Origin of the sequence: Streptomyces sp. ICC1 (genome assembly GCF_003287935.1) — a bacterium.
GTDB lineage: Bacteria > Actinomycetota > Actinomycetes > Streptomycetales > Streptomycetaceae > Streptomyces > Streptomyces tritrimontium.
This window is the reverse complement of sequence record NZ_CP030287.1, coordinates 6,599,422-6,623,521: the sequence shown is the minus strand read 5'-3', so window position 1 is coordinate 6,623,521 and position 24,100 is coordinate 6,599,422. Positions and strand designations below refer to the sequence as shown.

Genomic DNA, 24,100 nt, shown 5'->3' with positions numbered 1-24,100 from the left:
GTGGGCCCGGGTCCACACGGCGCGGCGCGGTGTCACTCTGGAGGCATGGCATCCAGCAGCGAAACCGACCGCGGCCCGGCCCGCGGCGACGTCACGGGCCGCGTCCTCGTGGTCGACGACGATCCGACCGTCTCGGAAGTCGTGGCGGGCTACCTGGAGCGGGCCGGATTCACCGTGCACCGGGCCGCGGACGGCCCGGCCGCGCTGGAGGCCGCCGCCAGGCACCGGCCCGACCTCGTGGTCCTCGACCTGATGCTGCCCGGCATGGACGGCCTGGAGGTCTGCCGTCGGCTGCGGGCGCAGGGGGACGGAAGGCGTCCCGTGGCCGTGGTCATGCTCACCGCGCGCGGTGACGAGGACGACCGGATCCTGGGCCTCGAAGTCGGTGCGGACGACTACATGACCAAGCCCTTCAGCCCGCGCGAACTGGTCCTGCGCGTACGGTCGGTCCTGCGCAGGTCGGCCGCGGCGGCCCCGGCCGACGAGCCCTTGCTCGTGGCGGCCGGTCTGACGGTGGACCCGGCGGCCCGCCGGGTGACCCGGGACGGAGTGGAACTGGCCCTCACCCTGCGGGAGTTCGACCTCCTCGTCCACTTCCTCCGGCACGCCGGCCAGGTCTGCGACCGGGAACGGCTGATGCGCGAGGTCTGGGGCTGGGACTTCGGCGACCTGTCCACCGTCACCGTCCACGTCCGCAGGCTCCGGGCCAAGATCGAGCGGGATCCGGCCGATCCACAGCTGATCCGGACCGTGTGGGGCGCCGGATACCGCTTCGAAGCGGGGCCCTGCCCGGTCGGCCCGGCCGGGGGCGCGGCCGGTGCCCGTGGGGAGGACGGCCGTGCGTGACCTGCTGCTGATCGCCCTGTACGCCTTCCTCGGCGCGGGAGCCGCCGGGCTGCTCGGCGCCGTCGCGCTGCGGATACTGCGCCGCCGGAGCGTCGCCGTGTCCCTCGCGGTCGTCGCGGCGGTCGCCGTGTCCGCGATGCTCGCCGGGACGCTCGCGGTGGCATGGGCGATGTTCCTCTCCTCCCACGACCTCTTCGTGGTGACCACGGTCGTCGCGATGGCCGCGGCCGTGTCCCTGGGCACCGCGCTGCTGCTGGGCCGGCAGGTCGTGCGGCGCTGCCGGGAACTCGTGGCCGCGGCGAAGGACTTCGGGGAGGAGGGCACCTTCACGGCTCCCGTCGTGCCCGCCCCCGCCGAACTCGCGGCGCTGAGCCGCGAATTGGCCCTCACCGGTGAGCGGCTCGCGGCCTCGCGCGAACGGGAGCGGGCCCTGGAGACCTCGCGGCGCGAGCTGGTGGCCTGGATCTCGCACGATCTGCGGACCCCACTGGCCGGGCTGCGCGCGATGTCGGAGGCGCTGGAGGACGGCGTGGTGGCCGATCCGGCCCGCTACCACCACCAGATGCGCGCCGAGGTGGACCGCCTCAACTCCATGGTCACCGACCTGTTCGAGCTGTCCCGCATCCACGCGGGCGCCCTCTGCCTCGCACCCACCCGGATGTCCCTCTACGACCTGGTCGGCGACGCGCTCGCCGGCGCGGACGCCCTCGCCCGCGAACACGGGGTGCGCCTGGCCGGCGGAAGCGTGGCCCCGCTGCCGGTGGAGGTCGACGGCAAGGAGATGACCCGGGTGCTGTCCAACCTGCTGGTCAACGCCATCCGCCACACCCCGGCCGACGGCACGGTCGCGATCGCCGCCGAACGCCGCGCGGACGCGGTCGTGGTGTCCGTCACCGATGCCTGCGGCGGCATCCCCGAGGAGGACCTGCCCAGGGTGTTCGACACCGGCTGGCGGGGCTCCCGGGCCCGCACGCCCCCCTCGGGCGCGGGGCTCGGCCTGGCCATCGTCCGGGGCATCGTCGAAGCCCACTCCGGGCACGCGGACGTCCACAACGTGCCCGGTGGCTGCCGCTTCGAACTGACCCTCCCGGCCCCCGCGTAGGCCGTACCGGCGCGGGGCCCCTGCCGGCGCCCCGCGCCGGGCTCAGCCCGCCGAGCCCGCCGACGCGCGCTGCCCGGCCAGGGCGAACGCGGCCATCCCCTCCGCGAAGCCGACCTCCGGGCGCCAGCCCAGCTCGCGGCGCAGCCGGGCGGAGTCGGCGGTGATGTGCCGGACGTCGCCGAGGCGGAACCCGCCCGTCACCACCGGGGCGGGGCCGCCGTGCGCGGCGGCCAGCGCGGCGGCCATCTCTCCGACCGTGTGCGGTTCTCCGCTGCCGGTGTTGTAAGCCGTCAGCGTGCCCGCCTCCCGTGCGCCGACGGCCTCCAGGGCCACCGCGTTCGCCGCGGCCACGTCCGTGACGTGGACGAAGTCCCGCCGCTGCGCGCCGTCTTCGAAGACCTGGGGGGCCTGGCCCCGGGCGAGCGAGGAGCGGAAGAAGGAGGCGACGCCGGCGTACGGGGTGTCGCGCGGCATGCCCGGCCCGTACACGTTGTGGTAGCGCAGCGACACCGCCCGGCCCTCCGTGCACCGGGCCCAGGCCGCCGCCAGGTGCTCCTGGGCGAGCTTCGTGGTGGCGTACACGTTGCGCGGATCGGTGGGCGCGTCCTCGCCGACCAGGCCCGGCGCGAGCTCGGCCCCGCAGTCGGGGCAGCGCGGCTCGAACCGGCCGGCGGCCAGATCCGCCGTCAGCCGGGGCCCGGGGCGGACCACCCCGTGGCGCGGGCACTCGTACCGGCCCTCCCCGTAGACCACCATCGACCCGGCCAGTACGAGCTCCCGGACGCCGGCGGCCGCCATCTCCGCCAGCAGCACCGCCGTCCCGAGGTCGTTGCAGGCGACGTACTCCGGGGCGTCGGCGAAGTCCTTCCCGAGCCCGACCATGGCCGCCTGGTGGCACACGGCGTCCACCCCGCGCAATGCGGCCCGCACCGCGCCGGCGTCCCGTACGTCCCCGTGCAGGAACTCGGCGCCGGGCAGCGGTGGCGTACCGGGATGGGCGGCGGGCAGCAGGGCGTCGAGGACCACGGGTTCGTGCCCGCGGTCCTCGAGGGCGGTGACGATGTGGGAGCCGATGAACCCGGCTCCTCCGGTGACGAGTACGCGCATGCCCGGGACGTTACGCAGCGTGCGATCCCCGCGGGGTCTCCCACGCGCGCACGTAAGACTTCCGTCATACGGGGAGGGCGGGAGCCCGGCGGGCCGCCGGCGGCGTCACGCCGGGCCCAGGGCCGCGGCGCCGAAGGAGACGTCGAAGCGGTCGCACCAGATGGTGACGCTGCTGTAGTCGGCCAGGTCCACGCCGGCCGGGACCTCGTAGTTCTGGTCGCCCTTGTTGCCCTTGAGCTTGCCCAGGCTCACGTACTTGCCGTCGTCGAAGACCGACCAGCCCGCCACGCCCTCCTTGACCGGGGCATCGGTCAGCCAGACCCGCAGGTCGGGACCGTTGCTGGTGTCGAGGTTCTCCAGGCGCAGGGTACGGGAGCCGTCGGGGAGGAGGAGCAGCTTCGCCGTGCCCGTGGTGGCGTGCTCGTGGCTGATCAGGGTGCCCAGGGCGAGGGTCCGCGGGCCCGCCGGTGCGTCGGAGGGCCCGCCGGCGGCCGGGGACGGCCGTGAGGCCGGGGGCGTCACGCCCGTGCCGGTCGGAGCCGTGCTCGGCGGGGCCGCGTTCGGCAGGGACGCGTTCGGCGGGGAGGCGTTCGGCAGGGCCTCCCTGACGGTCTCGTCCTGCCACAGCTTCCACGGCTGGAACCAGTACGAGCCGATGCCCAGCGCCGCCACCGCCGCGATCAGTGCCCCGGCCCGCACCCGGCCCCGCCGCTTCTTGTCCGCCACGTGCGTCTCCGTCTTCCGGGCGGGCCGCCCACCGGTCCGCTCACCGCATTCAACGCGGAGGCGGCACCGGGCGCCATGCCCGCCCTGATGACGAAGTTCTTACGCCTCGGGCCGGGGCGGTGCGGCGTCCGGCGCGGAGCCCAGGGACCGCGCGGCTTCCTCGGCCCGCCTCTCCATCTCCTGCGGCGGAACGTCCTCCACGTGCGTCGCGACGTTCCAGCGGTGGCCGAAGGGGTCCTCGAACTGCCCGGTGCGGTCGCCGTAGAACTCGTCCTTGACCGCCGACAGCTGCGTGGCGCCCAGGCCGAGGGCCTTGGCGAAGACGGCGTCCACGTCCTCGACGTACACGTGCAGGGTGACCGGAGAGCCGCCCACCGTGTTCGGCGAGCGGAACCCGAGGTCCGGGTACTCGTCCGCGAGCATGATGACGGAGTTGCCCAACTCCAGCTCGGCGTGGCCGATCCTGCCGTCGGGCGCGGGCATCCTCATCCGCTCGGTCGCGCCCAGCACGGAGACGTAGAAGTCGATCGCCGCCGCGGCTCCGTCGACGCAGAGGTAGGGAGTGATCCGCGGATATCCCTCGGGAACGGGCTTGACGGTCACCGGGCACCGCCTTTCCGGACAGTGACGATCACCGCAGACCGCCGTCTGCGACCACTGTCGTCCCGGACCCGCGGATCGCCCGCCCACGCCGCGCGGCAGCCCGCTGCCGGATGCCCCGAACGGCTGAGGCGGGTCAACGGGGGTCCGCGACGCCGCCGGCCGGGTCGGCCGGGACGCCCGCGTCGGTGGACCGCAGCAGGCGCAGGAACGCCTTCACGCCCGCGATGATCTCCTGGTTGTCGGTGAGGCGGTTCACCGTGGACTCGAACTCCCTGCCCAGCGCGGCGATCCTGCGGTTCGTCTCCTCGGTCCGCTCGTACGAGCCCATGGCCAGCGCGTCCACGGTGCGGCGCAGCTCGGCGAGGGCCCGGTACTGCTCCTCCGCCTTGTCCTCCAGGGCCCGCGTCCCGGCCTCGGCGCGGTTCAGCCGGGCGTGCAGTTCGACGACGTCGTCCCGCGGGTGGGTGACGTCCTTCAGGAGGCTGCCCAGGCGCCGCCGGAGCTGGCCGAAGTACGCGCCGGCCGGCCGGAAGAAGGTGCTCAGCAGGAAGAACGCGGCGAACCAGTAGCCCGTGAACTCGCCCGTCGCCCACGTGACCGCGAGGACGACCGCCACCGTCAGGACGTGGCCCGCGACCGCCACCCGGAGCATCGTGCGCGCGATGCGCGCGGCCTCGGCGTCCCGGGCCGGGGAGACCTCCATGCCCTTCTCACGGCTCACCGCGATCTCGGCGAGCACCGCGTGCGCGCGGAAGTACAGGTTCCAGGGCAGCGTGAGCAGGAGCAGCAGCCACAGGAGGCTCAGCGCGCCCGCCCCGACGGCGAACACCACCGCGGGCGGTGCCCCCGCCACGTAGGCGAAGACCAGTGCCGCGGCCGCCGCCACGACGGCTGCCGCCACCCCCAGAGACCTGCCCATGCCCCCGCCTGCCCACGCCCACGCCGACCCCGACTCCGACCCCGCACCTGGACAAGCTGCAGGCGGTCGGCGACACCGGGCTCACGGCCGAGGCGGGGACCGTCTTCGCGCAGGCGCCGAAGGTCAAGGCGGTGCGCAGCGACGGCAAGCCCGCCACCGACCAGATCATCGTGCTGTCGGTCGACGAGGACACCACCGGCGGGACCCTCTTCGTGGCCGACGGCAAGAACTTCGCGGTCCTGCACACCGACGCCGAAGGCCTGGTGACGGTCCCCGCGCTGAAGGCGGGCGGCAAGGCGGGCGGGTTCGTCCTGCGGGCGACCGGCTACGACGCCCAGCGCGAGGTCACCGTGAAGTTCGCGGGCACGGTCACCCCGGCCGTGGTGGACCTGCTGGTCCGCAGCGACGCGGACGCGGGCAAGGCGGTCGTCACGGTGACCGGGACCCCGGTCAAGGGCATCGAGTTCCTGGCGACGGCGAAGGCCAAGCCGGCGGCCGGGGCGAAGGCCACGGCCGGTGTCGGGACGAAGGACGCGGACGGGAAGTGGGTCCCCGCGGACCCGGCGGCGGCGGGTGCGACGCCGTACTTCCTGGACAAGGAAGGCAGGAAGCTGACCGAGCTGGAGCTGCCGGCGACGGCGGCGGACGGCAAGATCGCCCTGCCGGACCTCGCGACGACGGGCGTGGCCGCGGGCAAGTACACCCTGCGCGTCCGCATCTCGGAGAAGGTCGAACTCTTCCTGGAGATCACCGTCACGGAGGCCCCGAAGGCCTGACCGCCCCGGGCCCGAAGGGCCTCGGGCTCGCGTCCGGGCCCCCGGCTCCGGCCCCGCCTACGGCAAAGCGCCCCCCGGCACCACCGTGCGAACGGTGGTGCCGGGGGGCGCTGCCGTAGCCCCGTCAGACGACCCGGCCAGGGCAAAGGCAGGAGCCCCGTCGACTCCGCTCGCACGGAGAAGACAGGGCTCCTTGGGTACTGCATATCCAACCGCGATTGGTTGGCCCAGGCGACTAGGCCGGGGTGACGTTCTCCGCCTGCGGGCCCTTCGGACCCTGGGTGACGTCGAAGTTCACCAGCTGGTTCTCCTCAAGGGAGCGGAAGCCAGCGGCGTTGATCGCGGAGTAGTGGACGAAGACATCCGGGCCGCCGCCGTCCTGGGCGATGAAGCCGAAGCCCTTTTCAGCGTTGAACCACTTGACGGTTCCGGTAGCCATGAGCCCTCCTATGGGCCAAAGGGTCGCCCTGCTCCAGAACCTGCTAAGAAGTCTGAAAACTACAAAAGCCTGCGGGTCACATTCTCCGCAGGCCTCGTACTGCAAGGGAAACCAAACTGCAACTTGCGTCGAGCCTAGCACGCACCCTGCGGCCGAGACCAGAGGGAAAGATCACGTCACTCGGACGTTTGAGACCCGCCAGACGGCTGACGCCGACGTGGGGGCTAGTCTCGCGATGTGGACGTCTATCGCAGCCGGCCCCGTGTCGGCCACATTCAGTTCCTGAACTGCTTGCCTCTCTACTGGGGGCTGGCCAGAACCGGCACTCTGCTGGACCTGGAGCTGACCAAGGACACCCCCGAGAACCTCAGCGCCAGCCTCGTCCGGGGCAGCCTGGACATCGGGCCGATCACCCTCGTCGAGTTCCTCCGCAACGCCGACGAGCTCGTCGCCTTCCCCGACCTCGCGGTCGGCTGCGACGGCCCCGTCATGTCCTGCGTGATCGTCTCGCAGGTGCCCCTGGACCAGCTGGACGGCGCCCGCGTCGCCCTCGGCTCGACCTCCCGCACGTCCGTACGCCTCGCCCAACTGCTGCTCGCGGAGCAGTACGGAGTACGGCCCGACTACTACACCTGCCCGCCCGACCTGGGGCTGATGATGCAGGAGGCCGACGCGGCGGTGCTGATCGGCGACGCCGCGCTGCGCGCCTCCCTGCACGACGCGCCCCGGCTCGGGCTCGCCGTCCACGACCTCGGGCTGATGTGGAAGGAGTGGACCGGACTGCCGTTCGTCTTCGCCGTCTGGGCCGCCCGCAAGGACTACCTGGAGCGCGAGCCGGTCGTCGTCCGCAAGGTCCACGAGGCCTTCCTCGCCTCCCGTGACGTGTCCTTGGAGGAAGTCACCAAGGTCGCCGAGCAGGCGGCCCGCTGGGAGGCCTTCGACGCGGAACTGCTGGAGCGCTACTTCACGACGCTCGACTTCCGCTTCGGACCCGACCAGCTGGCCGGCGTACGCGAATTCGCGCGGCGGACGGGACCGACGACGGGCTATGCGCCGGATGTGACCGTAGAGCTTCTGGCGGCGACCGTCCCGGGGTATTAGCGCGTCTTATGGCTCTCGCCTTTCCGCGGTGCGGAAAGGCGAATGCGTCCGTTTACCGGGAATGCGTTCTCCTTTCACGTTCCCGTCCGCCGCGGTGCGCCCGGGGCGCCCCCGGCGGGGAATGCGGGCGTGCGCGCGGGGCGCGGTCCGAGGCGTACCGCTCCCGCTACTGCGGGACGACCACCGAGCGGACCTCGCCGTCCCCGAGGTGCAGCATGCCCTTGCCCGGGGTCACCGGGCCGCCGACCATGCTGCGGCTGATGCGCAGGCCGATCAGCTCGCCGCTGGAGGACTCCTGCGGCGACAGCAGCACTCCGCGCCGGGCCTTCTTCGCCTCGACCTGCCAGCCGCTGAAGCCGCTGCACACGTCCTCCTCGTCGCCCGCGAGGACCAGCGCCTGGCCGTTGTCCACACCGCGCTGGACGATGCGCTTGAAGGCCGGTCCCGCGTCGACGTCGCGCAGCATCTCGGCGTCGTCGACGAGGACGGCCACGGGCTGTTCGGGCGTCGCCGTGTCCGTGAACTCCTCCAGGTCCTCGCTCTCGAACTCGGTGCCGGTGAACACCTTCAGCACCCCCTCCGTCCCCTCCAGGGCACGCAGCGGCGAGGTGCGCGGGGCGGCGATCACCAGCCGGATGCCCCGCGCGAGATAGGTGCGGGCCAGGTTCATCAGGACCGTGCTGCGGCCCGACTTCGCCGGGCCGGCGATCACGAACGCGGGCACCCCGTCCGCCAGGTCGGGGCCCATGCCCGTCAGGTCGTCGCCGCCGATGCCCACCAGGGCCCAGAACGGGGACGCGGCGGCCTCGGTGTCGCGCATCTCCCAGGCGTCCGCGAAGGAGATCCGGCTCGGGAGCACGTCGACCCGGAACGGCCGGCGGGTCCGCGCCAGCTCGGCATCCCGTACGCGGGCGCCCTCGCCGATCGCGCCGAGCGCGGCGGCCTGGCCCTGGCCGGTGGAGTCCTCGGCGAGCAGGGCGAACTGGACGGAGGTGGCGGTGTCGGCGCGGAACGCCCGGCCCGGCACCATCGAGTCGGGCACCTTCTTCGTGGGGATGCCCAGCAGCGAGAAGTCCGAGCGGTCCGCGAGGCGCAGGCCGAACTTGTCCTCGGTGAGCGAGCTCAGCCGGCCGTTGACGAGCTGGCGGTCACCGGTGATGACGAGGTGGATGCCGACGCTGGCGCCCTCGCGCATGACGATGGTGAGCTGGTCGGTCAGATCGCCGTGGTCCACCTCGCCGAGCGAGGTCAGCCAGCCCTCCCAGCGGTCGAGCAGGACGACGATGTGCGGCAGCCGGTCCTCCTCGGCGGCGGAGGCGCGCTGCTCGCCGATGTCGGCGATGCCCTTCTCCGCGAGCAGCTCCTGGCGGCGGGTGAGCTCGCCCTGGAGGCGGCTGATCAGGCGCACGGCCCGCTCGGTCTGGGCCCGGCCGATGACGGCCCCGCAGTGGGGGAGGGCGGTCAGGGCGTTCAGGGCGCCGTTGCCGCAGTCGATCCCGTACAGGTGGACGTCGGCGACGGAGTGCGTACGGGCCAGTGAGCCCGCGATGGTGCGCAGCACCTGGGAGCGGCCGCTGCGCGGGGATCCGGCGATCAGCAGGTGGCCGAAGCCGGCGAAGTCCACGGCCACCGGGCGGCGTTCCTGGGCGGCGGGCAGGTCCTCGATGCCGTACGGGGCGGGCGGCAGGGCGCCGGCGGCGCGGGGCACGGGGATGGCGTCCAGCAGCAGGGCCTCGTCCAGGGGCGGCAGCCAGGGGCTGTGCTGGGCGGGGATGGCGAGCTGGGTGTTGGCTTCGAGGACGGCGTCGACGAGGACCTTGAGGTCGGTGATCTCCTCGTCCTCGCGGGCGGCGCTCTTCGGTTTGACGAGGGCCTCGCGGCCGAGCTCCTGCCAGCCCAGGACGGCCGCCCACGGCTCGGCGAGCTGCGGGTCGGCGACGCCGGGGCGCCGTCCGCCGACGCGACCGGACTGGAAGGGGACGAGGGAAGAGGCGCCCAGGCGCACGTAGGCGCGGCCGGGGGTGTTCTTGGAGATGTTCCCGGCCTCCGGCGAGTCGATGACGTCGGAGGACTCGCTGCCGTCGGTGACGCGCAGCGCGATCCGGAGGTTGGTGTTGGCCCGGATCTCGGGGGAGACGACGCCGCTGGGGCGCTGGGTGGCGAGCAGCAGGTGGATGCCCAGCGAGCGGCCGCGCTGGGCGATGTTGACGAGGCCGGTGACGAAGTCGGGGAGGTCGCGGACCATGGAGGCGAACTCGTCGATGACGATGAGGAGCCGGGGGACGGGCTTGTGCGCGGGGTTGCGGCGCACGAGGTCCTGGTAGTCCTCGATGTCCTTGGCGTCGGCGTCGGCGAGGATGTGCTCGCGCCGCTTGAGCTCGGCGCCGAGGGATTCCAGGGCCCGTTCGACGAGGTGGGCGTCGAGGTCGGTCACCATGCCGACGGTGTGCGGGAGCTTGACGCAGTCCTTGAAGGCGGAGCCGCCCTTGTAGTCGACGAGGACGAAGGTCATCGACTCCGGGGTGTTGGCCACGGCCAGGGCGGCCACGATGGTCTGGAGCAGCTCGGACTTTCCGGAGCCGGTGGTTCCGGCGATCAGGCCGTGCGGGCCGTCGCGGCGGATGTCGATGCCGAAGGGGCCGTCGTAGGACTCGCCGATGACGGCCATCGTCGACTGGCCGCTGTTGCGCCAGCGGGCGGCGATGGCGGGGCCGGTCGGCGGCTCCAGCTGGAGGACGTCCAGCAGCCGGCTGGAGCCGGGCAGGGCGGAGTCCTCGGTCTCGCCGCTGACGTCGCGCAGCGGCGAGAGGCTGCGGGCCAGGCGCAGGGCCCAGGACGGTGAGACGAAGTCGGGGCGCACGCTGAGGGCGCGGGCGGCGCCCGCCTGCTCGACGCGCAGCCGCAGGCGGGGCTCGTCGGCCTCCTTCGTGCCGGGCTGGGTGTGGTGCCAGGCGCTGAAGGAGGGGAAGCCGCCGGAGGCGGGGAAGGCGCCCTGCGGTTTGGCGCCGGGGGTGCCCGGGGAGCCGGGGGTGCCCGCGCCGGCTGCGCCGGCTTCGCGGGCGGAGCCCTGCGGGTCCTCGTCGGCGCCGAGGGGCTCGGCGATGGCCACGGCCTGGCACTCGCCGGGCAGGAACCTTTCCTCGGAGTCCAGGCAGATCGAGTACATCCGTACGCCGGGCCCCTCGGCCAGCAGCCGGACCACGCCCGGCATGGAACGGAGCCGGCGCGACCCGTCCCAGACGACGACCACGTCGGGATCGCCGAAGGACGCGGCGCGGCCGCTGTTCGCCTTGGCCGCCGCGACGCGCGCCTCCAGGATCCGGGTGAGCTCGCCGATCCGGGCGCCGACGGTCTCCGCGTCGGTCCCGACCAGCACGTTGGCGTCCTGCCCGCCGGACGGGCGGGTGTGCGGGAGCCAGCGCAGCCAGTCCCAGCCCTTCTCGGCGGTGGCGTCGGTCAGTACGTAGACCTGTACGTCCATGGGCCCGTGCAGGGTCGCGGCCTGGGCCACCGCCCAACGGCCGAGCGCCTGCGGGGAGTCGCCCGGCCCGGCCATGCCGATCACGCCGAGCGTGGCCAGCGGCAGCGCGACCGGGGCGTCCTCGATGTCCCAGGTGACCTTGCGGCGGTGCTCGTCGCGCTGCGGGTCGTCGAGGACCACGACGGAGGGCAGCCGGCCGGTGCCGACCCGGATGAGCAGGTGGTCGGGGTCGGTGCGGCGGCGCTCCCACAGCCGGGTGCGGGGGCCGGTCGCCAGGTTCAGCACGGTGGCCGGGTCGGGGATCGCGCGGCGCCGGTCGGTGCGCTCGGCGACCAGGGCCTCCTGCGCGTCCTTCTCGATGCGGGCCTTGTGCTCCTCCCACTCCTCCAGGAGCTTGGCGTGCGATTTGCGGCCGTGCTTCTTGTCCATGAAGTGGTTGGCCACGATGATGATCGGGCTCAGCACGGCCATGATCATGTAGTACCAGCGGCCCATGACGAGCACCATCACGACGGCCGTCACCAGCGGGAAGACCGCCATCAGCCAGGGCAGCGGGCGGGCCTCGTTCTCGCGCGGCCGCGAGGCGAGCGCGAAGTTGGTCGTACGCTCCGGCGGGCGCAGGCGCGGCGGTCGGTTGTAGTCGAAGGCGGCCCCGTCCTCGGACCACTTCAGCGCGGCGTCCGGCGGCGTGTAGCGGGTCAGCTCCAGCAGGCTGTTGCCGATGGCGAGCTGCACGCCCAGCGGCCAGGCCTCGTCCTCCGGCTCCGCCCCGTCCAGGGTGACGGCGGCCTTGCCGTGCACGGTCACCTTGCAGGACCCGTCCATGGCCACCGACAGCGTCAGCGCCCGCTCCGCCAGCTCCGGGTCCCGCTCCACGCGCAGCGCGGCGGCCGCGCCGCGGCCGATGTCGTACCGCCCGACACCGAGCCGGTGCACGGTGCCGGCGCCGGGGCCGCCGACGACGCGCAGCTCGACGAGCCCGCCGGGCTCGCCGGGCCAGCATCCGGCGGGGTCGCCGAGGCTGACGACGACACCCTCGCGCAGCGGGGAGGCGGAGAGCGCCAGGGCGGGGTCGACGGCGCTGCCGTCGACGTAGACGAGGGGGGCGGCGGGGGCGTAACCCTGGCCGGGCCGGCGCTGCGCTCCGATGGGAATGACCTGCCCGCCGCTGCTGCCGCTGCCGCTGCCGCCGTCCGGGGATCCGCCTCCGGATCCGGAGGCGTAGGCGGCCGCGGCCCGGGCCTGGACCTGGCGGGTGAGCTCGTGCGCGACGTCGCCCACCGTCGAGGCTTCGTCGGCGTCGAGGACCACATCGGTCGAGACCCCGCCGAACGGATCGACCACAGTCAGAGTCAGACGCACGAACGCTCTCCCCCTACACCTACGCCAACACCTACGCCTACACCCACGGCATGCCGCTGCCGGATGTGCGGCAGCCAACTGTGGACACCGAGGCGGTCCCTGGACTTTAGCCGCCGGTCGGGAGGGACGGGCAACGGGGAGTTGGGGTGGACCGGATCACTTCTTGGAATCCGGTGCTGTGCATCTGCATCCGCCGCTCTAGGCTCGGCGTCATAGTCGTGTGAGCGGATCACCGTTCAAATCGCCAACCATGGGGAGAGTTTGATGGCGAAGGACCTTGATGTCACATATGAGGACATGCGGAGTGCTGCCAAGCACGTCGTCAAGGAGAAGGAGAAGATCAACGAGGCCCTGATGGGCATGAAGAAGTACATCCAGAACCTGGTCGACACGGGCTACGTCACCAAGAGCTCCTCGAAGGCGTTCAACGAGAACTTCCAGGAGTTCGTGAGCGGCGCCAAGGACACCATCGACGGCCTCGACGGCATGGGCGACTACCTGACCATGGCCGCGGACAAGTTCGAGCAGATCGACGACGAACTGGGCAAGGCCGCGAAGCGCTAGTCCGAGTCGAACTCCGGGCGCGCCGTCGCGCTGCCCGAGTTGCGTTGCCCGAGGGGGCGGTGGGGCCGACTGGGCCCTCACCGCCCCCGCTGCGTTGGGGGGGCGACATCGAGCCGAAGGTTGACACCGTGGAGTTTCGAGGCTGGTTGGCTCGTTGTCAGGGCCCGGGCCGCTGACGTGCCCGGGCGGGACCGGGACGACGTGGCAGGGGTGGGCAGGGGATGGGCGTTGGACGACCTGCGGACTGGCGACCGTTAGCCGGGTCCGATCCCACGCCGGGCAATCCCGACGGAGTACGGGCCGGCGCGAAGAACATGGCGACCACGGGTGAGCAGATCCGGGCGCAGATCACCCGACTGAAGGCCATATCGGGGACGGACGAGCTCAAGGGCAAGTACGTCGAGGAGCTGAAGAAGGGCTCCGGCAAGCTGAAGGGCAAGCTGGAGAAGTCGGCGGGCCGGTACGAGAAGGTTTCCGCCAAGTTGGGCGAGTGGGCGGGCTGCCTGGAGCACGCGCAGAGCGAGACCGCGGCGGCGCTGACGTCGGCGAAGGAGGCCCAGGACAGCTTCCGGTCCTTGGTCGGGAACGAGGACCCGGACTCGGCGGCCGCGAAGACGGCGGAGAAGGACCTGGAGCCGTCGAAGAAGACGGAGCTGGAGGGCGCGCGCACCAAGCTGGAGGGCGCGCGGAAGCGCAACGGCTTGGCGGTGGAGGGCTACCGCAGGGACTCGAAGCGCATCGCGGACAAGATCCGCGACATCGTTGACGACGCGGTCGAGGACGGCTGGTGGAGCAACCGCGCCAACTGGATCGAGCGCAACCTCAAGGCCATCAAGATCCTGCTGGAAGTCTTGGGCTGGATCGCCACGATCCTCGCCATCGTCGCGCTGATCATCATGGTGGTCGCCCTCCCGGGCATCGGGGCGCTGGCGGCCATCGCCGCCCTTGGCCAGCTGGCTTCGATCGCCGCGACCGCCGGCACGGTGATCATGCTCGTGACTGCCGGTGCCCACGTGGCCATGGCTGCGACGGGCAATGGCGGCTGGGGCGACGTCGCCTACGACTGCGTGGGTCTGGTGACCTTCGGGGCGGGGCGGGTGGCGGCGAAGGGGATCCAGAAGGGCGTCGCCGCGTCGAGGAAAGCCTCGGTCGACGCGGGTCGGAGCCAGACGAAGGCGGCGAGGCAGTCGGCGGACTATACGCGGAGGATGCGGGCGCTGGAGGCTGAGAAACGTGCTGCCCCGACGAAGGCGGCGCGGGAGGCGATCCAGAAGAGACAGGACAAGCTCAAGAAGTCCGTCAAGGCTCCGGGCGTTGCGATGGATGCACCGACATCCACGATGGGACAGACCTTCAAGGCGGGCGGCGACCCCGCCGCAGCCCATGCGAAGAACTTCGCTATCCATGAGGCAACGAAGCGGGGAGGCGACCAGGCCACGGACATTGCCGCGAAGTCGGTGGCGCGCAACAGCTCCCTGGGTTTCAACGCGTTCGCAGCCGGGACGGTCGTCGACTGGACGGACAAAGCGATCGCGCCGAGCGATATCTGGGAGGGCAAGCCGAGGGTGGAGCCCTACGGAGATTTTAAGGACGGCATTCTCTGGGGTACGGGTATGTCCGACGCGATGCAGTAGAACGACAGGAAGGCGGAATCGATGGGCTGGGTTTTCGTCAGTTACGACGACGACTGCTGGGTGCACCTACCCAAGGGGTCGTGGGACGAGACGCCATGGAGCGACGAACAGCGGTGGGCGGAATCTGAAGCCATCTGTCTTCGTCACTTTCGCAGGATGCCGGAGGACCAGGAGGCGACCGCGCGGCTGGCTCGGCTGCTGACGACGTACCGACAGGGTGTCGACGACGATCCGCTGGAGAACTACCTGTACTTCGAAGATCCGGAAGATTTTCCGCTGGTGGCCCGTGTCTGGTACGGGGCTTCGAAGGGGGACCGTGACTCCACGCTTCGGGAGTGGAGCAGCGCCAAAGAGTTTGACCATTCGCCCGAAATCGCACCGTTCTCCACTGAGGGATTCGGCGAGGGAATCCGCCTGCGGGGCTACGCGGAATCAGAGCAAGGCAACATGGCGATGCACCTCTGGTACAACCTCCGCAACGAGGAGCACGGGCTCGATTTGCAGGTAATCGTGGCGTCCAACGAACTCGGCAGACTCGCCGTCGCCGAGCCCGAGATCGACGCCTTCGTGCAAGGAGTGCAGGCGCTTGCCGACGACTTCGAGTTCGAAGAACCGGATCTCGAGAACCTGCCCGAGCCCGAGCCCCGGTTCAGTCTCAGTGGTCTCCTACGAGGGCGAAAGCGAAAGCAAGACGGCGGTCCAGCCAGTCGGACTTGACCGTGACGCGGTCGCCGGCCTCCGAGATCATGACGACCCTGCCCCCGGAATCGGCCGTGTGCCACTCCAGCGTGCGCGGGCGGCCGCGGGTGTCGCCGCCCTCCGCGCCCAGGCTCGTGACCGCGTTCAGGGCGGCCGTGAAGCCCTTGTCGACCATGCGGAGGGTGAAGGCCCTCGCGTCGCCGCTCGCCCACTCGTTGCGGCCCACGACGGTGGGGTGGCCCGGCTGGTCGATGCGCCAGGTGTGCTTGAACGGGCGGCTGCGCGGCGGGATCCGGCGCAGCGTGCCGAGCAGGCGGCCCCGCTCGTCGCGGACCTCGTGGTGCCGCTCGCCGGAGGCGGCCTCGGTGCCCGGGCGGTCGATGACGCAGAGCCGGCGGGTGTGCTCCGGGTCCGCGTACAGGGCGTAGTCCGCGCCGTCCGGGCCCGTGTGGGCCACGTACGCGCAGGGGGCGAAGACCCGGAGGTCCTTGCCGTTCTTGGGGACCCGTACGGCCAGCGGCCCGAAGGAGGCCTCGCGCCGCTTGGCGGTGACCGGCCGCTCGGTGTTGCCGACCACGAAGTCCCGTACGCGCTCCCACGCGACGGGCACCACCGGCGGTTCCTCGGGGGCGGGCCCCCGCCGCGGGAACGTCATCGCCGTCACACCCACCGCAGTGAGTGGGCGATGGCGTCACAGAGGCCGCCCAGCGGGCCCTCGGTGCCGCTGAGCGGCAGGGCGAAGGCGAGCATCAGGTAGCCGACCCCGCCCGGCATGACGACGTGGTAGTCCAGCGCCGTGGCGGACGCGGCCCGGACCGCCTCGCCCGCGGGCAGGGGGACGACGTACGCCTCCCGCCCCCCGCCGTCCTCCGTACGGGGCTCCCGCGCGGCCAGCGTCATCGCGAGGTCCGCCGGGTCCGGGCAGGCGCCGGGCGGCGTGTGCAGCAGCGAGACGAGCAGCGAGGCGGGCGGGCCCGCCTGCCCTTCGGCGGACCCGGGATCCACCTCGGAGCGGAGGTAGAACTCCAGGGCCCCGTCCGCGAGCCCGGCCTCGGCGGTGTTGCGCAGGCTGACCCAGACGGCCTGGCGGAGCTCGGCCGAGGGGTTCTTCCCGGCGGTGTGCCGGTCGACGTACAGCTTGAGCTGCGGGCGCCACCGCTCGTGGGTCAGGTCGACGCGGAACCAGTCGCGGGGGACGAGGAGGCGGTAGTCGTCGGGCGGCGCCTGGGGGGCTGGCGCCTGCCTGTCCGGTGCCGGGGTGTCCGGCGCCTCGGTGTCCCGTGCCTGAGCGTCCGGCTGCTGCGACAGGCTCATCAGGGCATCACGAGGAGGGTGGAGTCCGAGTCGAAGAAGCGCAGGCTCTTCACCACGCCCGCGAACATGGAGGAGAAGACGTCCCAGCCCTCCGGGGTCGGGGTGCCCATCTCCAGGACCACCACCAGGCCGTTCGTCAGGGGCACCTGCACCTGGAGGAACGAGGTGAACACCGGCTCGGGGGCCCCGGACTCCGTGAGCGCGCCGTCCACCATCGCCTTGCGCGTCCCCACGACGGAGACGGCGGGGCCGCAGGGGAGGGATATCTCCTCCACCGTCCCGTTGTCGAGGGCGCGGAGCGCGCGGGCGAGCTCCGGCACCGTACTGTCACCCGTGCTCGCGCCGCCCGCGTCCAGCTCCATGAGGGACACGGTGACCGTGGAGGTGCAGCGGGCCTCTTCGACCTCGGTCATGACGAAGCCGGCGTACTGGACCCCGGCCTCCGCGAAGTCGTCGTAGCCGGCGGCCATCATGGCGGCCCAGTGCACCTGGATCTCGTAGTCCGCGTGGGGAAGGACCGCCTGCCCGAGCTCCACGAGCTTCTCGGCCAGGTCGTCGATGTCCTCCGCCTCGAAGGGCAGCTCGAAGAATCCTTCCGGCATCACCCAGCGGACGTGTATCTCCTCGTCGGGTCCGGCGGCCCGGAGCGAGGTCCCGGCGGCCTGGGAGGGGAGGGCCGCGGGCACGGCCTCGGCGGACGCCGACGCGGACGCCGACGCGGACGGGGACGCGGACGGGGACGCGGACGGGGTCTCGGCGCCGGTGTTCGTGATGCTGCTCACTGCGTCGTCCCTACTTCTCGTGGGGGAGTTCGATTTCCTCGGCGTCCGGATGGAAGTTCGCGGCGAAGGGGTACGGGCCGTAGTACGGGTAGAAGTCCGGCACGTCGGCCCCCCGGTCCCGGGCCAGGTGGGCGAGGCGCCGGTACTCCTTGGCGCGCGCCCGGATCTTCTGCCGGGGCCGGTCGCCCCACTGGCGGCGGGCCCGGCGGGCGAGCACCAGCAGCGATACGACGACGGAGAGCGCCCACACGCCGTAGTAGGCGTTCAGCCGGCTCGCGGACTCCCAGTACTGGGCGTAGCCGCCCCAGTAGCCGAACAGCACCAGGGGCACCGGGAGGATGAGGAAGGCCGTGCCGCACCCCGAGCGGCCCATCTTCATCTCGTCCCAGTACCGGAGCCGGAGCATCCTGAGGACGGCCGCGTCGTCCAGGAAGTCGATCTGCAGGGCGCGCCCCGACTCCTCGGCCGCCTGCCGCACTTCCGGTACGGAAGCCAGGACATGGCCGGGGATCAGCTGCCTCGGGATGTACTCCGGGTCCGTGGGGGCCCTGCGGCCCATGAACTCGCCGTCCTTGAGGTCGTCTTCAGTGGCTTCATCGGCCATGTGCGGATCCTGGGTCCTTACTCGGTCGTACGGGCGAGGTGCGGTTCCGGAGACTGCTGCGGGGCCCCGGGATCAGGCGGCCAGCGCCGCGTGGAACGGGGCGGCGGAGGGCCGGGGGCCCGGTGTCGAGGTCGGCGTCGTGGGGCTGTCTCTTATCAACATCTGACGCTGCCGACGATCTACCCTCTGTAGCTTTTGGGTGTCGCCGGATGACCTCGCACCCCGCACCCCGCATCGTCCGGAAGGCGAATGACCATGAGCGACCCGCTGCTGTTCAACCCGCGCACCTACGACCCGGCGCACTTCGACCCCGAGACCCGCAGGCTGCTGCGCGCCACCGTCGACTGGTTCGAGGCCCGCGGCAAGCGCCGGCTGATCGAGGACTACCGCACGCGCGCCTGGCTCGCGGACTTCCTCGCGTTCTCCGCGAAGGAGGGGCTCTTCGCGACCTTCCTGACCCCGGAACCCGCCGCCGGCCAGGACGGGGCCGACAAGCGCTGGGACACCGCGCGCATCGCCGCCCTGAACGAGATCCTCGGCTTCTACGGACTCGACTACTGGTACGCGTGGCAGGTGACCATCCTCGGTCTCGGCCCGGTCTGGCAGAGCGGCAACGCCGCCGCCCGCGACCGTGCCGCGCAGCTCCTCGCCGAGGGCGAGGTGTTCGCGTTCGGCCTGTCGGAGAAGACCCACGGCGCGGACATCTACTCCACCGACATGCTGCTGACCCCCGAGGGCGACGACGGCTTCCGCGCCACCGGGTCGAAGTACTACATCGGCAACGGCAACGCCGCCGGACTGGTCTCCGTCTTCGGCCGCCGCACCGACGTCGAGGGCCCCGACGGCTACGTCTTCTTCGCCGCGGACAGCCGCCACCCCGCCTACCACCTCGTGAAGAACGTCGTCGACTCCTCCAAGTACGTCAGCGAGTTCCGCCTGGAGGACTACCCGGTCGCCGCCGCCGACGTCCTGCACACCGGCCGCGCCGCCTTCGACGCCGCCCTCAACACCGTCAACGTCGGCAAGTTCAATCTCTGCACCGCCTCGATCGGCATCTGCGAGCACGCGATGTACGAGGCCGTCACCCACGCGCAGGGCCGGATCCTCTACGGCCGCCCCGTCACCGCCTTCCCGCACGTGCGCCGGGAGCTGACCGACGCGTACGTCCGCCTCGTCGGGATGAAGCTGTTCAGCGACCGCGCCGTCGACTACTTCCGCTCCGCCGGCCCGGACGACCGCCGCTACCTGCTGTTCAACCCGATGACCAAGATGAAGGTGACCACGGAGGGCGAGAAGGTCATCGACCTGATGTGGGACGTCATCGCGGCCAAGGGCTTCGAGAAGGACACCTACTTCGCCCAGGCGGCCGTCGAGATCCGCAGCCTGCCGAAGCTGGAGGGCACGGTCCACGTCAACCTCGCGCTGATCCTCAAGTTCATGCGCAACCACCTGCTGGAACCGGCCGACTACGCACCCGTGCCGACCCGCCTCGACGCGGCCGACGACGCCTTCCTCTTCCGCCAGGGACCGGCCCGCGGCCTGGGATCCGTACGCTTCCACGACTGGCGCCCCGCCTACGAGGCGTACGCCGCCCTGCCCAATGTCGCCCGGTTCCGCGAACAGGCCGACGCCCTGTGCGAGTTCGTCACCAGGGCCGCCCCGGACGAGGCGCAGAGCCGCGACCTCGACCTCCTCCTCTCGGTCGGCCAGCTGTTCGCACTGGTCGTGCACGGCCAGCTGGTCCTGGAGCAGGCCAAGCTGACAGGCTTGGACGAGGACGTGCTGGACGAGCTGTTCGGCGTCCTCGTACGCGATTTCTCCGCGCACGCGGTCGAGCTGTACGGCAAGGAGTCCGCCACCGCCGACCAGCAGGGCTGGGCGCTGGGCGCGGTCCGCCGGCCGGCCGTCGACGCCGACCGCACGGCGCGGGTCTGGGCCCGGGTGGAGGCCCTGGCCGGGGCGTACGAGATGGCGCTCTGACGCGTCCGGTCGCCGTACGGGCCGCACCGCCCGTACGGCCCCTACGGCCCGTGCGTCAACCCGCGGTGACCCGGGTCGGTCACTGCCCGTGCCAGATCCGCTCGTACGCCTCCCGGTAGCCCCGCGGGTCCCAGGACGTGGCCCCGCCGCTGTTCTCGGCCGTCACCACGTGGACGGGTGCCACGTACCCGCTCGCGGGCCCGCCGGCGAAGGCACGGTTGAACTCGTCGACGATCTGCCACCCCTGCTGCGACAGCGGTTCGGGGACGGTGGCGGCCTGGAACCGCCGGCTGTTGATGCGCTGGAAGGCGGAGGGGTCGCCGTCCCCCGCGCCGATGTTGAAGGGCGGCCCGGCTCCGGGGCGCCCGGCGCCGCGCAGCGCGGGGGCGGCGTCGGCGAAGTAGAGGTCGTTGATCGCGACGGAGTGGGTCCACCGGTCCCGGAAGCGGGAGATGAGGGAGGAGACCTGCTGCGGGGTGCGCTGGCTCGCGTCCGGGATGGGGATGTTCTCGGTCGCCAGCAGCGTCACCCCGGGACAGGCCGCGAGCCGCCGTTTGATCAGCTCGGACTTGTTGTGGGCGAACGGGATGGAGTCGTCGGTGAAGACGACGACCCCGGCGCCGCCGTCGGACCCGGCGATGACCCAGTCCGCGCTGACCCGTCCGACCTCCTCCACCTTCGTGGTGATGTTGGTGAAGAGCCGGGGACTCGTGCTCGGTCCGGGGGAGTCGACCGCGTGCCAGCCGATCAGCGGGATTCCCGCGGCCCCGGCCCGTGCCACCTGCTGCGCCGTGAGCCGGGGATCGAAGCCGCCGATGACGATGCCCGAGGGTGCCAGGGTGACGGCCTGGCTGAGCGCGGCCTGGATGCCGGCGGGGGTGCCGTCCCCGTCGATCACCCGGACCTGCCAGCCGATGGCCGCCGCGGCCTCGCGGACGCCCTTGGCGACTCCGGCGACACCGGGGTTGGTCATGGTCTGGGCGACGTAGACGACGGTCTTGTCGGGCACCGCCCGGGGGCCGGTCGTGGGCCCGTTCCAGGACAGGTCCGTCCGCTCGGCCCGCTGGACGGACTCCTTCGCCTGCGCCAGTACGGCCGGGCAGCCGGCGCCGGCCGACGGCGAGGCCGCGCCGGAGGCCGGGGACGACCCGCCCCCGCAGCCCGCGGCGAGGCCGGAGGCGGCCGCCCACAGGGCCGCGGCCGCGAGGACGCTGGTGCGGTTGCGGTTCGGGTACACGGTGCTCCTGACCGGGAGGTGCGCTGGGGGCCGGGCGATGGTGCGAGGGGTGGTGACGGGGGCGCTTACGGGCCGCCGGCCGCCGGCGGCTCCGATGGCGCGGGCGGTTCGTGGGGCGGGCGCCGGTCCGTCGCGGCCCGCGCGCGCAGCCGCCGCCTGGCCGCGTAGCCGGCCAGACCGACCGCCATCAGCAGGGTGCCGCCGTTGAACAGCGGGGTGGCCCAGAACTGGGCGCCGAGCTGGCCGATCCCGGCGAGCCCGACGGCCAGCACGCTGACGGCCACGAGGGTGCCGAGCGCGTTGGCGCGCCCCGGCTTGACCGTGGTGGAGCCGAGCAGCGCGCCGACGAAGGCGGGCAGCAGGTAGTCCAGGCCGACGCTCGGGTTGCCGATCTGCTGTTGCGCGGCCAGCAGGACCCCGGCGACGCCCACGACCAGGCCCGATCCGGCGAAGGCGTAGACGGAGTACCTGCGGGTGGGGATGCCGATGATGGCGGCGGCACGGGGGTTGGAGCCGACGACGTACAGGTACCGGCCGAACGGCAGCCGTTCCAGCACCACCCACAGGACGGCGGCGGCCGCCAGCACGTAGAAGGCGGGCAGGGGCAGGCCGAGGAACCGGGAGTCGTACAGGCCGGTGAAGGAGGCCGGCAGGCCCTCCGGGCCGGGCACGATCCGGCTGCCGTCGGTGAGCCATCCGGTGAGCGCGTACATGATGCTGCCGGTGCCGAGGGTGGCGATGAAGGAGTCGATCCGGGCGAACTCGACGATGACCCCGTTCAGGGCGCCGATCAGCGCCCCGCCGAGGACGACGGCGAGGCCGGCGACCGGCCAGGGCGTCCCCTCCTCGACGATCAGGTGCATCACCAGGACGTGGGCCAGGCCCAGCCCGTAGCCGATGGACAGGTCGAACTTGCCGATGGCGATCGGGATCGTCGCACCGAGCGCGAGGAGGGCGGGGATCGACTGGTTGGACAGGATGGAGGACACGTTCTCCCGGGTGGGGAACGTGTCCGGCAGGGCGATGGAGAACGCCACGAAGAGCAGGGCGGTCAGGGCCGGCAGGCCGTAGTGCCCGATGAGGTGCCCCCGCGGGGACCAGGAGGTCACCGGTCCGTCGTGCTTCCGGTGATCGCGGGCATGGCCGAGGCGGCGCGGGTGAGCTCGGCGGGCGTCAGGGCGGCGCCCGACAGTTCGGCCGCCACCGATCCGCGGACGAGGACCAGCGCGCGGTGACAGAGGTCCGCGACCTCCTCGAAGTCGGTGGACACCAGCAGGACCGCCAAGCCCTCGGCCGCGGCCTCGTCGAGCAGCCGGTGGATCGACGCCTTGGCGCCGACGTCCACGCTCGCCGTCGGCTCTTCCAGGATCAGCAGTCGCAGCCGCCCGCGCAGCGCCCGGCCGAGGACGACCTTCTGCTGATGGCCTCCGGACAGGGTGGCCAGGGCCGCCTCGCTGTCGCGGGGGCGCACCGAGAACCGTTCGATCAGGGCGTCGGCCTCGCGCCGCTCCCGCCGGGGAGCGAGCCAGCTCCAGGCCGGCACACCGGCGGCCCGGGGGTTGGCCAGGAGGTTCTCCCGGACCGTCAGATCGGGGGCGCAGCCCTCCTCCTGGCGGTTGGCGGGTACGAGGCCCACCCCCCGGTTCAGGGCGTCGGCCGTGGTGCGCGGACGGTACGGACGCCCGTCGAGCAGGGCCCGGCCGCCGAGCATCGGCAGCGCGCCGGCCAGGGCGCGGCCCAGGTGCATGTGGCCGGCGCCGGTCAGCCCGACCATGCCGAGGATCTCTCCGGGCGCCAGATCCAGGCTGACGGGCCCGGTGCGCCGCGTCGTCACGGCGTCGAGGCGCAGTACGGGAGGCCCTCCGGCGGCCGGGCGGCCGGAGACCGGACGGCCGGAGGCCGTGCGGCCCGCGGTCACCGCGGCGGCGGGCCCGCGCCGGGCCGGCGGACCGCCCGCGATGTCGCGGACCAGACGGGCGGGGCCGTACCCGGCGAGCGGCCCCGAGCTGACGAGGCGTCCGTCGCGCAGGACGGCGAACGTGTCGGCGACCCGGTACACCTCGTCGAGCCGGTGGCTCACGTACAGGACGGCGTGTCCCCGGTCGCGCAGGGTGTGCAGGACGTCGAAGAGCCGGGCGCAGTCCGCGGCGGGGAGCGTGGCGGTCGGCTCGTCGAGGACGAGGAGTTCGGCCCGGCGTGCGAGCGCGCGGGCGATCGCGACGAGGGAGCGTTCGGCGGGTGCCAGGTCCGCGATCCGGGCGTCGGCGTCCAGGTGTCCGGCGACGGTCCGCAGGGCCTCGTCGCAGCGCTCCCGGGTCCGGCGCCAGGAGATCAGACCGTGGCGCCGGGGGTAGCCGGTCCCCAGGGCGATGTTCTCGGCGACCGTCATCCACTCGATGAGGCCGAGGTCCTGGTGGATGAAGGACATCTTTCCGGAGGCGGCTTCGGAACGGAGCGGGTGCCCGTCCACCGTCACCTCGCCCTCGTCCTCCCGCTGGACACCGGCGAGCACCTTGATGAGCGTGGACTTCCCGGCGCCGTTGGGACCGAGGAGGGCGAGCACGCTGCCGCGGTGGAGGTCGAGGCTGACCGCGTCCAGCGCCACGGTGCCGCCGAACCGCTTGCCGAGACCGCGCATCCGGACGAGCGGCTCCCCGCCGGAAGGCCCGCCGGAGGGCCCGCCGGAGGGCCAGGGGCGGCCGCTCGCCGAGGTGTCGGAAGTGTCATGGGCGTCATGCACGGGACGTCTCCGGGGCTGACCTCGGATCCCCCTCTCGGAGGGTGGGACAGGCAGGATGCTACTGGCAGTCACGGTGCAATTGCG

General features: G+C 72.5%; 21 protein-coding genes. 8 read left to right on the top strand and 13 right to left on the bottom strand.

The genetic code is table 11. From position 1 onward, the window contains the following. Positions 1-45 precede the first annotated feature (45 nt). Positions 46-846, top strand: a complete 801-nt coding sequence (locus DRB96_RS31055; RefSeq protein WP_112451451.1) for a response regulator transcription factor — start codon at positions 46-48, stop codon at positions 844-846. Beyond that, entirely contained in the window at positions 839-1,948 is a 1,110-nt protein-coding gene (locus tag DRB96_RS31050) for a HAMP domain-containing sensor histidine kinase (RefSeq protein WP_112451450.1), read from the top strand. Before DRB96_RS31055 ends, DRB96_RS31050 begins: the two co-directional genes overlap by 8 nt. Positions 1,949-1,990: 42 nt before the next feature. On the opposite strand, the gene DRB96_RS31045 is transcribed toward DRB96_RS31050, so the two are convergent. The 4 genes from DRB96_RS31045 to DRB96_RS31030 form a co-directional block, all read right to left on the bottom strand. Further along, the gene (locus DRB96_RS31045) at positions 1,991-3,055 is read right to left on the bottom strand and encodes an NAD-dependent epimerase/dehydratase family protein (RefSeq protein WP_112451449.1); all 1,065 of its coding nucleotides are present in this window, start codon (positions 3,053-3,055) and stop codon (positions 1,991-1,993) included. Between the two features lie 105 nt (positions 3,056-3,160). Further along, on the bottom strand, positions 3,161-3,754 hold the full coding sequence (locus tag DRB96_RS31040; protein ID WP_239516887.1) for a DM13 domain-containing protein: 594 nt from the start codon (positions 3,752-3,754) through the stop codon (positions 3,161-3,163). A 126-nt stretch (positions 3,755-3,880) separates the two neighbouring features. Next, entirely contained in the window at positions 3,881-4,384 is a 504-nt protein-coding gene (locus DRB96_RS31035) for a VOC family protein (protein WP_112451447.1), read from the bottom strand. Positions 4,385-4,517: 133 nt separating this feature from the next. Then, positions 4,518-5,303: a hypothetical protein gene (locus DRB96_RS31030; RefSeq protein WP_162688786.1), complete on the bottom strand. Its 786-nt coding sequence runs from the start codon at positions 5,301-5,303 to the stop codon at positions 4,518-4,520. A gap of 131 nt (positions 5,304-5,434) precedes the next feature. On the opposite strand from DRB96_RS31030, the gene DRB96_RS31025 reads away from it, so the two are divergent. Beyond that, a complete protein-coding gene (locus tag DRB96_RS31025; protein ID WP_112451445.1) occupies positions 5,435-6,079 on the top strand; it encodes a hypothetical protein in 645 nt (214 codons plus the stop codon). Between the two features lie 235 nt (positions 6,080-6,314). On the opposite strand, the gene DRB96_RS31020 is transcribed toward DRB96_RS31025, so the two are convergent. Next, a complete protein-coding gene (locus DRB96_RS31020; protein WP_112451444.1) occupies positions 6,315-6,518 on the bottom strand; it encodes a cold-shock protein in 204 nt (67 codons plus the stop codon). Between the two features lie 237 nt (positions 6,519-6,755). On the opposite strand from DRB96_RS31020, the gene DRB96_RS31015 reads away from it, so the two are divergent. After that, a complete protein-coding gene (locus tag DRB96_RS31015; protein WP_112451443.1) occupies positions 6,756-7,619 on the top strand; it encodes a menaquinone biosynthesis protein in 864 nt (287 codons plus the stop codon). 166 nt (positions 7,620-7,785) lie between these two features. Here DRB96_RS31015 and DRB96_RS31010 read toward each other — a convergent pair whose 3' ends face one another. Continuing rightward, positions 7,786-12,462 carry an FtsK/SpoIIIE domain-containing protein gene (locus tag DRB96_RS31010; protein ID WP_112451442.1) on the bottom strand — a complete coding sequence of 1,559 codons (4,677 nt, stop codon included), beginning with the start codon at positions 12,460-12,462 and terminating at the stop codon, positions 7,786-7,788. A 264-nt stretch (positions 12,463-12,726) separates the two neighbouring features. Between DRB96_RS31010 and DRB96_RS31005 the strand changes: the two genes are divergently transcribed. The 3 genes from DRB96_RS31005 (at position 12,727) to DRB96_RS30995 (ending at position 15,377) form a co-directional block, all read left to right on the top strand. Beyond that, positions 12,727-13,026, top strand: coding sequence for a WXG100 family type VII secretion target (locus DRB96_RS31005; RefSeq protein ID WP_112451441.1), 300 nt, complete (start codon positions 12,727-12,729; stop codon positions 13,024-13,026). 314 nt (positions 13,027-13,340) lie between these two features. After that, positions 13,341-14,660, top strand: coding sequence for a hypothetical protein (locus tag DRB96_RS31000; protein WP_112451440.1), 1,320 nt, complete (start codon positions 13,341-13,343; stop codon positions 14,658-14,660). Between the two features lie 21 nt (positions 14,661-14,681). Then, positions 14,682-15,377 carry a hypothetical protein gene (locus DRB96_RS30995; protein ID WP_112451439.1) on the top strand — a complete coding sequence of 232 codons (696 nt, stop codon included), beginning with the start codon at positions 14,682-14,684 and terminating at the stop codon, positions 15,375-15,377. Here DRB96_RS30995 and DRB96_RS30990 read toward each other — a convergent pair. Genes DRB96_RS30990 through DRB96_RS30975 form a run of 4 tightly spaced genes read right to left on the bottom strand, consistent with a single transcriptional unit; the run spans position 15,316 to position 18,059 of the window. Further along, entirely contained in the window at positions 15,316-15,972 is a 657-nt protein-coding gene (locus tag DRB96_RS30990) for a hypothetical protein (protein ID WP_112451438.1), read from the bottom strand. The two genes, DRB96_RS30995 and DRB96_RS30990, sit on opposite strands and share 62 nt — an antisense overlap. Positions 15,973-16,019: 47 nt before the next feature. Continuing rightward, positions 16,020-16,673: a hypothetical protein gene (locus DRB96_RS30985; RefSeq protein ID WP_239516573.1), complete on the bottom strand. Its 654-nt coding sequence runs from the start codon at positions 16,671-16,673 to the stop codon at positions 16,020-16,022. Further along, positions 16,673-17,455 carry a hypothetical protein gene (locus tag DRB96_RS30980; protein WP_239516575.1) on the bottom strand — a complete coding sequence of 261 codons (783 nt, stop codon included), beginning with the start codon at positions 17,453-17,455 and terminating at the stop codon, positions 16,673-16,675. Before DRB96_RS30980 ends, DRB96_RS30985 begins: the two co-directional genes overlap by 1 nt. A gap of 10 nt (positions 17,456-17,465) precedes the next feature. After that, entirely contained in the window at positions 17,466-18,059 is a 594-nt protein-coding gene (locus DRB96_RS30975; RefSeq protein ID WP_112451437.1) for a hypothetical protein, read from the bottom strand. A gap of 255 nt (positions 18,060-18,314) precedes the next feature. Between DRB96_RS30975 and DRB96_RS30970 the strand changes: the two genes are divergently transcribed. After that, positions 18,315-20,039 carry an acyl-CoA dehydrogenase family protein gene (locus DRB96_RS30970; RefSeq protein ID WP_112453906.1) on the top strand — a complete coding sequence of 575 codons (1,725 nt, stop codon included), beginning with the start codon at positions 18,315-18,317 and terminating at the stop codon, positions 20,037-20,039. A gap of 79 nt (positions 20,040-20,118) precedes the next feature. Here DRB96_RS30970 and DRB96_RS30965 read toward each other — a convergent pair whose 3' ends face one another. The 3 genes from DRB96_RS30965 to DRB96_RS30955 form a co-directional block, all read right to left on the bottom strand. Further along, the gene (locus DRB96_RS30965; protein WP_239516886.1) at positions 20,119-21,231 is read right to left on the bottom strand and encodes a substrate-binding domain-containing protein; all 1,113 of its coding nucleotides are present in this window, start codon (positions 21,229-21,231) and stop codon (positions 20,119-20,121) included. Positions 21,232-21,341: 110 nt separating this feature from the next. Then, a complete protein-coding gene (locus DRB96_RS30960; RefSeq protein ID WP_239516396.1) occupies positions 21,342-22,385 on the bottom strand; it encodes an ABC transporter permease in 1,044 nt (347 codons plus the stop codon). Then, positions 22,382-24,016, bottom strand: a complete 1,635-nt coding sequence (locus DRB96_RS30955) for a sugar ABC transporter ATP-binding protein (protein WP_239516395.1) — start codon at positions 24,014-24,016, stop codon at positions 22,382-22,384. The genes DRB96_RS30960 and DRB96_RS30955 overlap by 4 nt, the downstream gene beginning before the upstream one ends. Positions 24,017-24,100: the final 84 nt, after the last annotated feature.

What these genes read in the sequence shown, in the direction of transcription:
- DRB96_RS31055 (WP_112451451.1), top strand. Translation starts at nt 46, where the DNA reads ATGGCATCCAGCAGCGAAACCGACCGCGGCCCGGCCCGCGGCGACGTC.
- DRB96_RS30985 (WP_239516573.1), bottom strand. Translation starts at nt 16,673, where the DNA reads ATGAGCCTGTCGCAGCAGCCGGACGCTCAGGCACGGGACACCGAGGCG.
- DRB96_RS30975 (WP_112451437.1), bottom strand. Translation starts at nt 18,059, where the DNA reads ATGGCCGATGAAGCCACTGAAGACGACCTCAAGGACGGCGAGTTCATG.
- DRB96_RS31030 (WP_162688786.1), bottom strand. Translation starts at nt 5,303, where the DNA reads ATGGGCAGGTCTCTGGGGGTGGCGGCAGCCGTCGTGGCGGCGGCCGCG.
- DRB96_RS31005 (WP_112451441.1), top strand. Translation starts at nt 12,727, where the DNA reads ATGGCGAAGGACCTTGATGTCACATATGAGGACATGCGGAGTGCTGCC.
- DRB96_RS30970 (WP_112453906.1), top strand. Translation starts at nt 18,315, where the DNA reads ATGAGCGACCCGCTGCTGTTCAACCCGCGCACCTACGACCCGGCGCAC.
- DRB96_RS30995 (WP_112451439.1), top strand. Translation starts at nt 14,682, where the DNA reads ATGGGCTGGGTTTTCGTCAGTTACGACGACGACTGCTGGGTGCACCTA.
- DRB96_RS31045 (WP_112451449.1), bottom strand. Translation starts at nt 3,055, where the DNA reads ATGCGCGTACTCGTCACCGGAGGAGCCGGGTTCATCGGCTCCCACATC.
- DRB96_RS31000 (WP_112451440.1), top strand. Translation starts at nt 13,341, where the DNA reads ATGGCGACCACGGGTGAGCAGATCCGGGCGCAGATCACCCGACTGAAG.
- DRB96_RS31020 (WP_112451444.1), bottom strand. Translation starts at nt 6,518, where the DNA reads ATGGCTACCGGAACCGTCAAGTGGTTCAACGCTGAAAAGGGCTTCGGC.